Genomic DNA, 13,373 nt, shown 5'->3' on the forward strand with positions numbered 1-13,373 from the left:
GCGCCCGACCACCGCCATCATCCCGGAAGCAGCACAGGAAGCACCGCCCGAATTTTCGAAGCGCAAAGGAGCCCCCATGTCGAGCGAAGGCCTGCACGAAGAAAACCTGTCCGCGGAAGCGCTCAACCTGCACCGCGCCATCGTCTCGCTGATGGAAGAGCTCGAGGCCGTCGACTGGTACAACCAGCGCGCCGAAGCCTGCAGCGATGCCGACCTCAAGAAGATCCTCGAACATAATCGCGACGAGGAAATCGAGCATGCGGTGATGGTGCTCGAATGGCTGCGGCGCAACAACAAGGTGTTCGACAAGGAATTGCGCGAACGGCTGTTCAAGGACGGGACGATCGGGAAGGACTAGGAAGCATTCGCTTTCTCTGCTTCGTAATCCTCCCGGGACAGGAAGGGCCAGACGTCCATGTCTCCGACGGCCTCGTGTTCTCGCAGTAGCCCTTCGTCATGACGCCGGCGGCGGCGATACAGAAACCATTCGAGGCCGAGCGTAATCACCACCATCAAAGGATTTGGACGCCCGAGCTTGGAGAACTCCTTCTTCGGATATCCGTATTCGAGGCCGGACCGCAGGAAGGTCTCGGCGCGCCGGAAGAGCTTACGTCCCTCTTCATCGAGCGCGTATTTCCCGACAAGGCGATGATTGTGGAGGTCGCTGTAGTGAGCCCATGCCATCCAGAATATTGCCTCGATCGCCCAATCTTCCCTTGAGCGCGGAAACGCGTCATGGAAATCATCGTTGGTGATTTCGGCGGCGGCCAACTGGCGCAGCAGCGTTGCGGCCTTGTCGCGCATTTCCCTGTCGATCACCGGACCTGACCGCCGTCGACCACCAGCACTTCGCCGGTGATGAAGCTTGCACGGGGGCTGGCGAGGAAGGCGGCGGCGTCGGCGATTTCCTCGACGGTACCGAAACGGCGCAGCGCCACTTCGCGCTTGATCCAGCGTTCCCAGGCCTCGGGGCGGTCCTTCGTATTCTTGTCCCAGACGCCGCCTTCAAAAAGAATGTTGCCGGGCGCAATCGCGTTGACGCGGATGCCCTCCTTGCCGACGAAGCGGGCGAGCTGGCGCGTCTGGTGGTTGATCGCGGCCTTGGAGGCCGCATAGGTGAGCGCGGTGCCCATGGCATCGACGCCGGCGATGGATGAAATGAAAATCAGGTTGGCGCCTTCGCGCTCGGCCGGGGCCCGTGTCAGGATGCGGCGCAGCGCCTCGCGACCGAGCCAGACCGATCCGAAGAGGTTCTGCTTCATGTCGGCTTCCCAGTCTTCGTCCGAGACATCGAAACCCAAAGGCGCGCGCGACAGGCCGACATTGGCAATCGCGCAGTGAAGAGGCCCGAGCTTTGCTTCCGCCGCATCGAGGGCGACCGCGATGTCGGCCGACGCGGTCATGTCGCCGGCAACGGTGAAAAGGTTTTCCGCCTTCGCGCCTTCGGCGATCAGCATATCGCGCGCCACATCCAGCGCCTCGACGCCGCGCGCCGCCATCGCAACCTTCGCGCCTTCGGCGGCAAAGGCACGGGCCATGCCGAGACCGATGCCGCGGCTCGCGCCGGCGATGAAAACATGCCTGCCCTGAAGTTCGAGATTCATCGGTGTCCTCCCCTTGCCCTGTTCAGAAACGATCCGACCGCAACACCGTGACATCCGACACGGTGACGATGCCGATATGGCGCTTCACCAAAGTGAAGACCGGCTCAAGCACCGCGTCGAGATTTTCCTCCGCCGTGATGACCGTGACCGAGACCATGGCGCCGGCCGAAGAGGGCAGGCCTTCGCGGCTCCAGACGCCGTGATGGCCCTTGCCGCCCAGCACCGGCAGCACCGTGTAACCGGTGACGTCGAGGCGGTCGAGCAGATCGGTCAGGCGCTTCAGCACCGGCGCCTCCAGCACGATGTCGATGCGTTTCCTGGCATGCAACTCCATGACGGACCTCATCCGGCAATGCGCTGGGCAAGCGCCGCATAAAGCGGGATACCGAGCGTCAGGTTGAAGGGAAAGGTGACGCCGAGCGAGAGCGTCAGATAGATGGCGGGATTGGCCTCGGGCAGCGCCAGGCGCATGGCGGCCGGCACCGCGATATAGGAGGCCGACGCCGCCAGCGTGATCAGCAGCGCCGTGCCGCCGACCGAGAGGCCGAGCGTGAGTGCCAGCAGGCCCGTCAGCGCCGCCGAGAGCAGCGGGAAATAAATGCCGAAACCGATCAGCGCCGGCGAAAGGCTGCTGCCGCCCTGGCGCAGGCCGCGGCCGGCGACCAGTCCCATGTCGAGCAGGAAGAGACAGAGGATGCCGCGGAAGGGATCGACGATGAAGGGCGCAATCATGGCCATGCCCTCTGCCCCCGTGGCCCAGCCGATCAGGAAGGAGCCGACCAGCACCACGACCGAGCCGTTGGTGCCGACCTCGCGCAGCAGCGCCGAGGTGCTTTCGCCGCCGGCCTCTGCCGGGGCGCCGCGGCGGGCCAGCAGAAGTGCGGCAATGATGGCCGGCGTTTCCATGACCGCGGCGACCGCGATCAGATAGCCTTCATAGGCAAGGCCAAGGCTTTTCAGCGCCTCGGTGGCGGCAACGAATGTCACGATCGAGATCGAGCCGTAGTGACCGGCAACGGCGGCCGCATCGACGGTGGAGAGCCGCGTCGTCAGGCGCAGCAGCGCAAAGCCGATGACCGGGATCGAGAAGGACAGCAATATGCCGGCGCCGATGGTCAGCGCCATGCCCGCATCGACGCCGGATTTCGCCACTTCGGCGCCGCCCTTGAAACCGATGGCCAGCATCAGATAGAGCGCCAACAGCTTGGCTGCCGCTTCGGGCACCGAGAGATCGGAGCGGACCAGCGCTGCGGCAACGCCCAGCGCGAAGAACAGGACCATCGGCGAGACGATGTTCTGAAGGGCAAGATCGAGAATCGACAAGAGACGGACTCCACGCAGCTGATGGCGCTTCCTTTTACACGAAACCCGCCATCGGCGCAGCGCCCGGCGGACGCAGCGTCAGGCTGGCGGAGCGGGCGCTCCCTTGTGGGCGTGCCGGGGGCTGCCTAGACTTCGGCCAAGAAGAAATGCCGGGAGGACGGTCAGATGGACTACAGCCAGATCACGGTCGAAAAGCGCGGGGCGATATGCCTGATCACGCTCAACCGGCCCGACAAGCTCAATGCCTGGACGCCGCGCATGGCGGAAGAACAGGCACATGCGATCATGGCGGCCAATGACGATCCGGATATCGGCGCCATCGTGATGACGGGTGCGGGCCGCGGCTTCTGCGCCGGGGCCGACATGGACGCGACCTTCAAGACGCGGCTCGACGGCAAGGACCCCGGCAACGACACGGCCGGCGGTTCGGGCGGGATGCCGGCCGGCGTCGACTGGATCGAACTGGTGCGCTCCTCGAAGCCGATGGTGGCGGCCGTCAACGGCCCGGCGGTCGGCATCGGCGTGACGATGATCCTGCCCTTCGACACCATCGTCGCGGCAGAGGAAGCCAAATTCGGCATGGTGTTCGTCAAGGTCGGGATCGTGCCCGAACTCGCCTCGTCGCATTTCCTGGTCGCGCGGATGGGCTGGGGTCATGCCAATGAGATGATGCTGACGGCGCGGCTTTATCCGGCGGCAGAGGCACGCGAGAAAGGCTTGTGCGAATATGTGGTGCCGCAGGCCGCACTTCTCGACAAGGCATTCGAGATTGCGAACCTCATGGCCGAGAACCCGTCGCGGCAATTGCGCATGACCAAGGAACTGATCACGCAGAATGCCAGCGAGACCGATTTGAAGCTCGCCCAGAAGCGCGAGACCGATGCGCTCAAAATCTGCTGGACGACGCCGGAGCATCACGAAGCGGTCGACGCGTTTCTCAACAAGCGCAAGCCTGACTTCAAGAAGGCCGCGACGCGGGCCGCCGAATGAGCGCGCCTTACGAAGTCGAACGCGTCCCCTTCTTCCTGCACTGGCAGGAAAAGGCCGCCTTCAAGGAAACCTATGCCGGGGCGCATGACACCGTCGTCGTCGAGGGCCAGCACCTGAAGCCGAAAGGCGTCGATTCAAAAACCGTGCTGGTGTTCATGCATCCGACCGGAACGATGAACCTGTTGCCGATGCCGAATGCGCTGGCGGCGGCCGGCATTCCCTGTCTCACCTGCGGCAGCCGCTATCCGCATAACGACAGCGCGCTGATCATGGAGAAGGTGCTGCTCGATCTCGGGCATTACATTCGTTATGCCAAGGAGAAGCTCGGCTATGAAAAGGTGATCCTGGCCGGCTGGTCGGGCGGCGGGTCGCTGTCGATGTTCTATCAGTCGCAAGCGGAGAAACCCTGGATCACTGCGACGCCGGCGGGCGATGCGGTCGACATCGTCGGGGCGAAGCTGATCCCGGCCGATGCGGTGCTGCAGCTTGCGGCGCATGTCAGCCGCGCCATCACGCTGACCGAATGGCTCGACCCGTCGATCCGCAACGAGCAGGACCCGGACGACCGCGATGTCGAGCTCGATCTCTACAATCCGCAGAACCCCAACCAGCCGCCTTACACGGATGCCTTTGTCGCGCGCTTTCGCGCCGCGCAGATTGCGCGTTCGGAGCGGATCGATGGCTGGGTCAAGGACAAGCTGGCGGCGATGAAACGGGCGGGACGCGCCCATGAGGAATTCTGTTTCGTGGTGCATGGCACGATGGCCGATCCGCGCTGGATGGATCTGTCGATCGACGCCAATGATCGCAAGGGACCCAACTGGTGTTTCATGGGCGAACCGAAAATCGTCAACATGATGCCGGCGGGGCTGGCGCGTTATTGCTCGCTGCGGGCGTGGCTGTCGCAATGGTCGTACCGGGAAAGCCGCGCCGACGGGCCGAAATGCGCCGGCGACATTTCGGTGCCGGTGCTGGTGGTCGAGAACAGCGCCGACGATGCCTGCACGCCTTCTCATGCGGCGCGCATTTTTGCCGGCGTCGCGCATGACGACAAGGAATTCCACATCGTCAAGGGCGCGACACATTACTATATAGGGCAGCCCGACAAGATGGCCGAAGCGGTGGCGCTGGTTGCCGGATGGTTGCGCAAGAAGAAACTGCTGGATTGAGTTGATGAATGTTGTTGCGAAGGCGGCGCCTGTGCGCCGCGAACTGGCGCGGGCGGGTGGCGCGATCTCCTTTCTCGAATGGGATGACGGCACGGGCAAAGCGCCGCTGCATTTCGCCCATGCCAATGGGTTCAACGGGGCGACCTACAAGCAACTGCTCGGGCCGCTGGCCGACCAGTTTCACATCCGCGCCTGGGATGCGCGCGGGCACGGCCACACGACGCTCCCGGCCGACCCGGCCAAACATCGCAACTGGTATGTCTATCGCGACGACCTGATTGCGATGGCCGAGGATTTCCACGCGGCGACGGGCCGGAAAGTCATTCTGATGGGGCATTCGATGGGCGGCGCCGCCAGCGTGATGGCGGCCTCGGAACGGCCCGATCTGGTGCGCGGACTGGTGCTGATCGACCCGGTGATGACGCCGCCGATGTTCCGCTACATGATGGCGCTGTGGCGGCTGACGGGGCGCAAGGGCGGGCCGATGTCGCTGGCCGACGGGGCCGAACGGCGGCGCGCCGTGTTCGAGAGTCGCGACACGGCGGTCGAGCGCTATTTCGGCCGCGGCGCCTTTCGCACCTGGCCGCGTGCATTCCTGGCCGACTATATCGAGGGCGGCACGCGCATCCGCGAAGACGGACAGGCCGAACTGCTTTGCGCGCCCGAATGGGAAGCTGCGAACTTTCGTGCCCATGGCCACAACATGAATCGCGCGGTGGCGAAGCTCAGCGTGCCCTTCGCGCTTCTTTATGCCGCCGAGGGCTCGACCTGCCGGGCGCCCTTCCCGACGCTGATGCGCGCGCGCGACCGCAAGGCCCATGTCGCCGAGGTGCCGGGCTCGACGCATTTCCTGCCGATGGAATTTCCCGACCTCGTCATCGCCGAAGTGCGCGCCTTCGCGGCGCGGCTGGAGCGGGAGGGGCGCTAGCTCTCAGTCGACCAGCACCCGCCGCGCGGCACTTGCAAGAAAGTTCGAGCGCGTCATGCCGCGGTCTTTCGCGGCCTCGTCGATCGCCTCAAGCAATCCCGGATCGAGCGAGATATTGACGCGCTTCGAGACACCGCGATCTTCGATCAGCGGTACCAGCGTCAGGAATGCACCCTCGCGATCTTCCGCCAGTTCCGGATCTGCGACGATCTCGTCCAGTTCGCGCGGCGCCGGGATCGGCCCGTCATCCTCACGCATGCCGGCGACATGGAAGGCGAGCGCGTTGGCGGCATCGACCAGCGCTTCCGTCAGCGTGTCGCCGGCGGCGATGCAGCCCGGGAAATCCGGAAAGCTGACGCCATAGCCCGTGTCTTCTTCCTTGTGGACCATCGCAACGTAGCGCATTTCATTTCTCCCCGGGGCTCAGAGCCAACCGGCCTGTTTGTAGATCGAGCGGACGGTTCCCGCCGGTATGTCCTTGTTCGGGTGCGGGACCGTCACGCGGCCCTTTTTGACGGGGTGCTTGAACTGATGATGGTCGCCGCGCGTCGCCACCAGCTCCCAGCCGTCATCCTTGAGCATCCGGATCAGCTTGCGGCTGTTGCGCTCCATCTTTCCGCTCCGAATTGTGCTTATATATACACAACCTCAACCACATTCAAGAAATTTTTATGCCTATATATACACAACACTATTCAGGCCGATGACCCGGCCCATAGGCCTTCAACAGCCCCGCGCCGATGCGCTCGTTCATCATCTCCGTACTGCCGTCGGTATAGGCGGCCAGTTTGGCGCAGGCGAGGTGGCGGCCGAGGCCGTGTTCCTCGCGCAGGCCCGCCGCGCCCATCGTCTGGATGCAGTCGGCGATGCGCGGCAGCGTGACGCGGCCGGCGAATTTTTTCGCATGCGCCGCCGCCATCACGGCGTCGCCGCCCTTATCGATCAGGCGGCCGGCGGCCAGCGTCAACCCGCGCAGCGCTTCGAGATCGTTGGCGACGTCGCCGAGCGACCAGTTGAGACCCTGATGTTCGGTCAGCTTCTTGCCGAAGGCCTGGCGCCCCGCGCCATACGCAAGCGCCGTTTCGAGGCTTGCGGCGAGCATGCCGGCGCACATCGCCGCGACATAGACGCGGGCGCCGTTGACGCCCTTCATCGCAAGTTTGAACGCCTCACCGGGCGGGGCCAGCATGTCGTCCTCGGGGGCGAGGTAATCCTCGAGCGCGAAGCCGCCGGCGCCGATCGCATGGCCGCCCATCAGCGCATAGGATTCGGCGCGGCGGAAGCCCGGGCGGCGCGCATCGACCAGAAAGCAGGCGATGCCGCGCCAGCCGGCGGAAGGATCGGTCTGCACATAGGTGATGAAGAGATCGGCGATGGCGGCATTGGTGATCCAGCCCTTCTCGCCGTTGAGACGCCAGCCGGTGGCGGTCTTGACAGCGCTGGCGCGGATCGCCGAAAAGTCGCTGCCGGCGCCGGGCTCGCTCAGCGCCGTGGCGCCGAAGATTTCGCCTTTCATCAGCGCCGGCACATGCGCCTCGCGATGGCGCGCCGTCGGCGAGAGCGCCAGTCGCGCGGCGACGTTATGCGTGTTGACCAGCGAAAACGTGAAGGCCATGTCGGCGCGCGACATTTCCTCGCAAAGCGCCAGCTTGACCATGTAGCGGTGGCCGGGGCCGCCCGCTTGCTTCGGCACTTCGAGCGCGGCGAGGCCGAGCGCGGCGGCCGCGCGCAAGGCCTCGACGGGTTGGCGGCGGGTGCGTTCCCAGGCCGCCGCGTTGGGTGCGACCGTCTCGCGGGCGAAAGCGGCCGCCTGGTCGAGCAAGGTCGCCTCGTCCGCCGTCAACTCGTCGCGCAGAAATCCCGCCATGGCTGCCCTCCCCCGATCAGACGCCGAGACCGTCGATCACCAGCGATTCCAGATTGGTGCGCATTTCGTCGGGAATGGCAATCGCCTTGCGCGTCGTCAGGTCGAGCGCGACGGCGACCGCTTCGGCGGTGGCGATCGCCTCGCCGGTTTCGAGATCGAAGAGCCAGTGGCACCAGGTGTAGATTTTCGGACCGACATTCTTGAGACCGCTGCGGAGCGTCAGCACATCGCCCGCGCGCGGATGGCGGCGATAAACGAAGCGGTATTCAAGCGCGGCACCGCCCACCGTCGGCGTCCTCGAGCGGTCGGCGCCGCTTGTCTGCGCCAGCAGATTGGGAATGCCGTCGGAAACGATGCCCATGAAATGACGGATCGTCAGGAAGCCGTGGCTGTCGCATTGCGACGCGTCGATCTCGCCCTGCCAGGTGCGGACCATGCCCATGGCATCGGCCTCGGCAAGCTTCGGCGAGGGACGCGGCGTGTAGATGTCGAGACCGCGCGGGCTGCCATGCACCGGCAGGTCGACGACGAGCGCTTTTGCCGCCGCCTTGGCCTTTGCCGGCAGCGGCTTCACCTCGCGACTCTCCCCATCCAGCAACTCGACCTCGGCGATGAAGGTGGCCGCCACCTCGCCCGAAACCGTGTTGACCATCTCCTCATAGACGCGCAGGCCGAAATCGCGCGGCTCGAGAATGCCGGCGCGGATGAAGAAGGGCGCGCCGGGGCGCTGCTCGCGCAGGAAACGGACATGATGATCGCGGACGAAGAAGCGCGCCCCGTCGGCACGGGCGAAGCGCGGACCAAGGCCCAGATGCAGCGCCAGCGCGGCAAGCCCCTGCCCCGCCTTGTCGACATAGAACTGCACGTTCATGTGGCCCATCTGATCGCTCTCCCAGGTCTGGACGCTGGAGCGGGCCACTTCGATCATCTCACTCATTCGGTTGTTCCACTTTTTCTGTTTCGATTTCGGGGTGTCGATGGGAAGGGGCGATCAGACGCGCGCCCGCAGCGCTTCGGGCAGCGCCACGGCCTTGCGGCTCGCCCTGTCGAAAAGGAGACCGGCGCCTTCGGCGGCGCAAGCGGGCTCGCCAGTGTCGCCCGAGAAAAGCCAGTGGCGGTAACGGATCGTCTTGCCTTCGACGCCCAGAATGCCGGTGCGCACGACAATGGTTTCGCCGGCGCGCAATTCGCGGAAATAAGCGAGGCGCATTTCGACGGTTGCCGTGGCCAGACCGCGGGCGGCCTGTTCGTGGCGGCCAAGGCCGGCATGCGCCCACATATGGCCCTGCGCATCGGAAAACCGCGCCATGAAGAAGCGCGCATTCATGTGATTGTTGGTGTCGCATTCCCAGGTGTTGACGACCGAGCGGTTGGTTTCGACCATGCCGTCGGCATCGGCACGGGCCAGCGAGACGTCGCGCGAGAGCGCTTCGGGCGGCAGCGCGCGCGGCAGCGCTTCGGGCGGCAGAGCGGTTTTCATCGCCTCGGCGCGGCGGCGCGTTTCGCCGGGCCAGGCCGTCAGGCGGCGCGTCGCCAGATCGAGGCAGCCGGTATCGACGACATAGGTCGCGGCCAGCCGGTCGTCGAGCACCTCGCGCATTTCCTGATAGATGCGCATCGTCTTGTCGCGCAATTCGACAATACCGGAGCGGATCGTCACCAGATCGCTGGTGCGCAATTCGCGGTGAAAGCGGATGTGATGTTCGAGCGCGACATAGCCAAGGCCCGATTGCGGCTGGTCGAGTGCGGCCAGCCCCAGCGCGACGCGCAGATTGTAGGAGCTGTCGGAACTCTTCGAGATGTAGTGCTGGATGTTCATGTGGCCCATCTCGTCGCATTCCTGCATCGAGACATAGCCGCGATAGGTGTCGATCATGCCGGTCATGCGAGCGCCCTGACCTGCGGCGCGAGACGTGCGCGCTCCTCGTCGGTGAAGGCGACGGTCTTTCGCGCATCGAGATCGAGCATCACGGCGATCGCCTCGCCGGTCGCGACCGTTTCACCGGTCTCGGCATCGAACATGAAATGGGCGAAGGTCAGCGTCTTGCCGTCGAGGCGGGTCAGCGTACTGCGGACGATCAGCATCGCGCCGGACCGGACCTCGCGCAGATAGTTCAGGCGCATTTCGAGCACCACCGTACCCCGGCGCTTTTCCTGCATGTGACGCTTGTCCATGCCGAGCGCCTGCCAGAGATGGCCGGCACCGTCCGAAAACCGCGCCATGTAGAAGCGTGAGTTCATGTGGCCGAAATCGTCGCACTCCCAGGGCATGACGGCGCCGCGATAGATTTCGATGAAGCCGCGCGCTTCCGCCTCCGCAAGTGTCAACGGCGCAATACGCACTTCGCGCGCGACGCTGCGCGGTTCGGCATGCGGCGGCAGAGGCGCGAGGAAAGGCGCCGCCTTGTCATGCGCTTCGGCGGGCCAGGGGATCAGCCTGCGCTTCTCGAGATCGAAATGGCCACTGACGGCGACGATGGTTGCCGCGGTCTCGCCCGAAGCCGAATTGAATAGCTCGTGATAGCTCACCAGCGTTCGCTCGCGCAGCTTCACCGGCCGCGAGCGCATATGCATCAGGTCGCCCGCCCGGAGTTCGCGGTGAAAGCGGAAATGCTCTTCCAGCGCCACCATGGCCCGGCCCTCGGCGCGCACTTGCGACGGCGCGAGCCCCAGCGCATGGCGCAGCCAGAAAGCCGCGTCCGAGGCGCGGGCCACATAGAACTGCACGTTCATATGGCCCACCTCGTCGCACTCCCATGTGTTCACGGTGCCGCGAAACGTATCGAGAAATTCGGTCATGCCTGCTTGGAAGTTCAATGGCGGGTGGCGCAGCATAGGGGGGCCGCCGCCGCTTGTCATGGGTCAGCCCTTCGCGGGAAGTGCCGCCAGCCGGTGCGCCAACAGGTCTTCCGCAGGGAAACCCAGCGCCGCGAGGCGGCCCGTTCCTTCGAGCACCCTGAGCCCGATCAGGAAGGCGGCGAGGCAGAGGATTTCGCGGTGGGCAGCGGCGCCTTCAAGACCCGTTGCCGCGCGCAAGGGGCCGCCCAGCGTTTCGAGCACCGCGATGACGCGGCCGGTGACGGCGCGGCTGAGATCGGGATCAAGCGCTTCGGCCGACATCAGCCGGCCGGCAAGGCGGACATGCGGGGTGTTACCGGCAGTAGCGGCCAGCGCCTCATACGCCGCGGCGGCCAGCGCGTCGGCGGGCGATGCCGCCTTCTCCGCTGCCTCGCGCATCCGTCTGGCGAGGTGCCCCAGCTCCTCGGCGGTCAGCGCGATCGCCAATTCGTCGATGCCGGCGAAATAGGAATAGACGGCGCCCGCCACATAGCCCGCTTCGGCGGCGACGGCGCGGATGGTCAGCGCCTCCGGCCCGCCTTCATCGCAGACGCGGCGCGCGGCGGCGAGGATCGCCTTGCGCTTGTGGTCGCGCAACGCCGTGCGGCGCTTTTCGGCGGCAGGCGCTGCCATCAGAATTTGTACGTCGAACGGGAGGCGCCTTCGGCGATCGGGCCGCCGCCGTCGCGTTCCTTCACCGCCTGCTGGAAGCCGACCTGTTCGGCGCGCTCCTTGAACCAGACGCCTTCGGGCGAATGTCGGGTGATGCCATCGAACAGCGTCGCGAACATCTGCGTCGTCTGGAGGCCCATGTTTTCATAGGCCTGATTGACCAGCAGCTTCTGCATCATCAGCTGATTGCGCGGCACGCCGGCCATGCGGTTCGCCAGTTCATCGACGCGGGCGTCGAGATCGGCGTCGGGCACGGCCTCAAGGACGAGGCCCATGGCGGCGGCCTCGGCGCCCGTCACCAGATCGCCGGTGAAGAGCATGCGCTTGGCGCGCTCCGGCCCGAGGCGATAGACCCACATGGCGGTGGTCGGGCAACCCCAGACGCGGGCCGGCGGATAGCCGATCTTCGCATCCTCGGCCATCACCACCATGTCGCAGCAAAGCGCAATATCGGAACCGCCGGCGACCGCGAAGCCGCGCACTTTCGCAATCGTCGGCTTGTGGCAGCGCCAGAGCGACATGAAATCGCGCGTGTTGGCATGCATCATGTTGAAGTCGACCATCGGGTCCCAGGGCCGGGTATCGCCCTTTGGCGTGCCCGCGCCCTGATTGCTTGTCGGCCTCTCGGCGAAGTCCTTCAGGTCGTAGCCGGCGCAGAAGGCGCGGCCGGCACCGGTCAGCACGATCACATGCACGTCGTCATCGTCATTCGCCTGTTCAACGGCGCGGGCCAGCTCGCGCGGCATGCCCGAGGCGATGGCGTTGAGGCGATCGGGACGATTGAGGGTGATGGTGGCGATGCGGCCCTGCCGCTCATAGAGGATGTGTTCGAAAGACATCGGATTCCTCCCGGTTCCGGTTAATTATTAAACATATATCGTAAAATTGAACATTGTTCAATTATTGGATGGTTGGCGATGCGCGGCGGATGCTGCGCCGCGCGTGGACCCCGGCTGATGCCGGGATGTCAGTTCGGGGTTTAGGCCGTCGTGACGCGTTTCAGGAAGGCGTCGGCCTGCGCGTTGGCGGCGGCGGCGAGTGCGCCGGGGAAGGCGACGAAGCCATGAGCGCCGCCCGGATAAATGCCGAGTTCAGCCTCGTTGCCGGCCGCGATCCAGCGCGTATACATGAACAGCGAATCGTCAAGCAGCGCGTCGCGCGTGCCGACGGTGAAGAGCGCCGGACAGAGGCCTTTCAGATCGGCATAGAGCGGCGAGAGATCGGGGTCGCGCTTGTCCTTGACGCCTTTCAGGAAGGCTTCCGAAAATTTCTCAATGTCGAGCGTGCGCAGGATCAGGCGCTCGTTGCCGAAAGCGCGCTGGCTCGGCGTCATCGTCATGTCGAAGGCGCCGAAAACCAGATTGGCGCCCTTGAAGCCGGCATAGCCGTGGCGGTCGCGCATGCGCAAGATGGTGACGGCCGACAGATGCCCGCCGGCGCTTTCGCCGCCGATGGTCAGCCTGTCGGTGCCGAACTCCTTTTTTGCGTTGGCGACCAGCCAGACGGCCGCAGCCTCGCAATCGTCCGGGCCCGCTGGATAGGGATGTTCGGGCGCCAGGCGATATTCGACGCTGACGCAGGCGAGACCGACCCTGTCGGCGATACGTTCGAGCAGCGGGTCCTGCTGGTCGGCGGCGCCGAGCGTCCAGCCGCCGCCATGGATGTGCAGATAGACGCCTTTCGGATTGTCGGGCGCGATGACGCGCAGCGCGATCTTGCCGCCCTTGCCGTCGATCTCGATCGTGCGGGCGCGGGGCGATTTCGGCGCCAGCGGGAACGGACCTTCGCCGCGGGCGCGGGCGTCGCGCACTTCCTGCGCGCCGATGTCCCACCAGTCGGGGGCACCGTCCATCGCCTTGATAATGGCGTCGTTGATGGCTTTCGTTTCGGCGGAAATCGCCTCGGCGGTGAAAAGCTTCGGGTCGAATGAATTGCTGCCTGACATGTGTCCCCTCAGTGTTCGCGTTTCTTTTGGCGAAGTA

Annotated in this window: 17 protein-coding genes; 4 read left to right on the forward strand and 13 right to left on the reverse strand. The window is 65.2% G+C overall.

What is annotated here, in order from left to right; translation table 11 throughout:
- Nucleotides 1-76: 76 nt before the first annotated feature.
- A complete protein-coding gene (locus tag Q7V31_RS08445; RefSeq protein WP_304733628.1) occupies nucleotides 77-358 on the forward strand; it encodes a ferritin in 282 nt (93 codons plus the stop codon).
- Here the strand turns inward: Q7V31_RS08445 and Q7V31_RS08450 are convergent.
- The 4 genes from Q7V31_RS08450 to Q7V31_RS08465 are packed head-to-tail and all read right to left on the reverse strand — an operon-like array spanning nucleotide 355 to nucleotide 2,927.
- Nucleotides 355-819 (reverse strand): hypothetical protein, encoded by a 465-nt coding sequence (locus Q7V31_RS08450; RefSeq protein WP_304733629.1) that lies wholly within the window; start codon nucleotides 817-819, stop codon nucleotides 355-357. The two genes, Q7V31_RS08445 and Q7V31_RS08450, sit on opposite strands and share 4 nt — an antisense overlap.
- Entirely contained in the window at nucleotides 816-1,604 is a 789-nt protein-coding gene (locus Q7V31_RS08455; protein WP_304733630.1) for an SDR family NAD(P)-dependent oxidoreductase, read from the reverse strand. Before Q7V31_RS08455 ends, Q7V31_RS08450 begins: the two co-directional genes overlap by 4 nt.
- Nucleotides 1,605-1,626: 22 nt before the next feature.
- Nucleotides 1,627-1,938 (reverse strand): DUF190 domain-containing protein, encoded by a 312-nt coding sequence (locus Q7V31_RS08460; protein ID WP_304733631.1) that lies wholly within the window; start codon nucleotides 1,936-1,938, stop codon nucleotides 1,627-1,629.
- An 8-nt stretch (nucleotides 1,939-1,946) separates the two neighbouring features.
- A complete protein-coding gene (locus Q7V31_RS08465; protein ID WP_370690639.1) occupies nucleotides 1,947-2,927 on the reverse strand; it encodes a sodium-dependent bicarbonate transport family permease in 981 nt (326 codons plus the stop codon).
- Nucleotides 2,928-3,092: 165 nt separating this feature from the next.
- Between Q7V31_RS08465 and Q7V31_RS08470 the strand changes: the two genes are divergently transcribed.
- From Q7V31_RS08470 to Q7V31_RS08480, 3 genes are read left to right on the forward strand one after another with little or no spacing between them, the layout of a single operon-like run.
- The gene (locus tag Q7V31_RS08470) at nucleotides 3,093-3,917 is read left to right on the forward strand and encodes an enoyl-CoA hydratase/isomerase family protein (protein WP_304733632.1); all 825 of its coding nucleotides are present in this window, start codon (nucleotides 3,093-3,095) and stop codon (nucleotides 3,915-3,917) included.
- Nucleotides 3,914-5,086, forward strand: a complete 1,173-nt coding sequence (locus Q7V31_RS08475) for an alpha/beta fold hydrolase (RefSeq protein WP_304733633.1) — start codon at nucleotides 3,914-3,916, stop codon at nucleotides 5,084-5,086. Before Q7V31_RS08470 ends, Q7V31_RS08475 begins: the two co-directional genes overlap by 4 nt.
- Nucleotides 5,087-5,090: 4 nt before the next feature.
- On the forward strand, nucleotides 5,091-6,014 hold the full coding sequence (locus Q7V31_RS08480; protein WP_304733634.1) for an alpha/beta fold hydrolase: 924 nt from the start codon (nucleotides 5,091-5,093) through the stop codon (nucleotides 6,012-6,014).
- A 3-nt stretch (nucleotides 6,015-6,017) separates the two neighbouring features.
- On the opposite strand, the gene Q7V31_RS08485 is transcribed toward Q7V31_RS08480, so the two are convergent.
- The 9 genes from Q7V31_RS08485 to Q7V31_RS08525 all read right to left on the reverse strand — a co-directional run bounded on the left by Q7V31_RS08485 (nucleotide 6,018) and on the right by Q7V31_RS08525 (nucleotide 13,336).
- The gene (locus Q7V31_RS08485) at nucleotides 6,018-6,419 is read right to left on the reverse strand and encodes a type II toxin-antitoxin system HicB family antitoxin (protein ID WP_304733635.1); all 402 of its coding nucleotides are present in this window, start codon (nucleotides 6,417-6,419) and stop codon (nucleotides 6,018-6,020) included.
- Nucleotides 6,420-6,437: 18 nt separating this feature from the next.
- Nucleotides 6,438-6,626: a type II toxin-antitoxin system HicA family toxin gene (locus tag Q7V31_RS08490; RefSeq protein WP_304733636.1), complete on the reverse strand. Its 189-nt coding sequence runs from the start codon at nucleotides 6,624-6,626 to the stop codon at nucleotides 6,438-6,440.
- Between the two features lie 79 nt (nucleotides 6,627-6,705).
- Complete coding sequence (locus Q7V31_RS08495) at nucleotides 6,706-7,881, reverse strand: acyl-CoA dehydrogenase family protein (RefSeq protein ID WP_304733637.1); 1,176 nt, start codon at nucleotides 7,879-7,881, stop codon at nucleotides 6,706-6,708.
- Between the two features lie 16 nt (nucleotides 7,882-7,897).
- Nucleotides 7,898-8,818: an acyl-ACP thioesterase gene (locus Q7V31_RS08500; RefSeq protein ID WP_304733638.1), complete on the reverse strand. Its 921-nt coding sequence runs from the start codon at nucleotides 8,816-8,818 to the stop codon at nucleotides 7,898-7,900.
- Nucleotides 8,819-8,872: 54 nt separating this feature from the next.
- Entirely contained in the window at nucleotides 8,873-9,766 is an 894-nt protein-coding gene (locus Q7V31_RS08505; RefSeq protein ID WP_304733639.1) for a thioesterase family protein, read from the reverse strand.
- Entirely contained in the window at nucleotides 9,763-10,680 is a 918-nt protein-coding gene (locus Q7V31_RS08510; RefSeq protein WP_304733640.1) for a thioesterase family protein, read from the reverse strand. The genes Q7V31_RS08505 and Q7V31_RS08510 overlap by 4 nt, the downstream gene beginning before the upstream one ends.
- Before the next feature lie 63 nt (nucleotides 10,681-10,743).
- Nucleotides 10,744-11,352, reverse strand: a complete 609-nt coding sequence (locus tag Q7V31_RS08515) for a TetR/AcrR family transcriptional regulator (protein WP_304733641.1) — start codon at nucleotides 11,350-11,352, stop codon at nucleotides 10,744-10,746.
- Nucleotides 11,352-12,230 carry a crotonase/enoyl-CoA hydratase family protein gene (locus Q7V31_RS08520; RefSeq protein ID WP_304733642.1) on the reverse strand — a complete coding sequence of 293 codons (879 nt, stop codon included), beginning with the start codon at nucleotides 12,228-12,230 and terminating at the stop codon, nucleotides 11,352-11,354. The genes Q7V31_RS08515 and Q7V31_RS08520 overlap by 1 nt, the downstream gene beginning before the upstream one ends.
- 140 nt (nucleotides 12,231-12,370) lie before the next feature.
- Complete coding sequence (locus tag Q7V31_RS08525; RefSeq protein ID WP_304733643.1) at nucleotides 12,371-13,336, reverse strand: alpha/beta hydrolase; 966 nt, start codon at nucleotides 13,334-13,336, stop codon at nucleotides 12,371-12,373.
- Nucleotides 13,337-13,373 lie beyond the last annotated feature (37 nt).

It is taken from the genome of Parvibaculum sp., assembly GCF_030651915.1.
In the GTDB taxonomy this organism is placed as follows: Bacteria; Pseudomonadota; Alphaproteobacteria; order Parvibaculales; family Parvibaculaceae; genus Parvibaculum.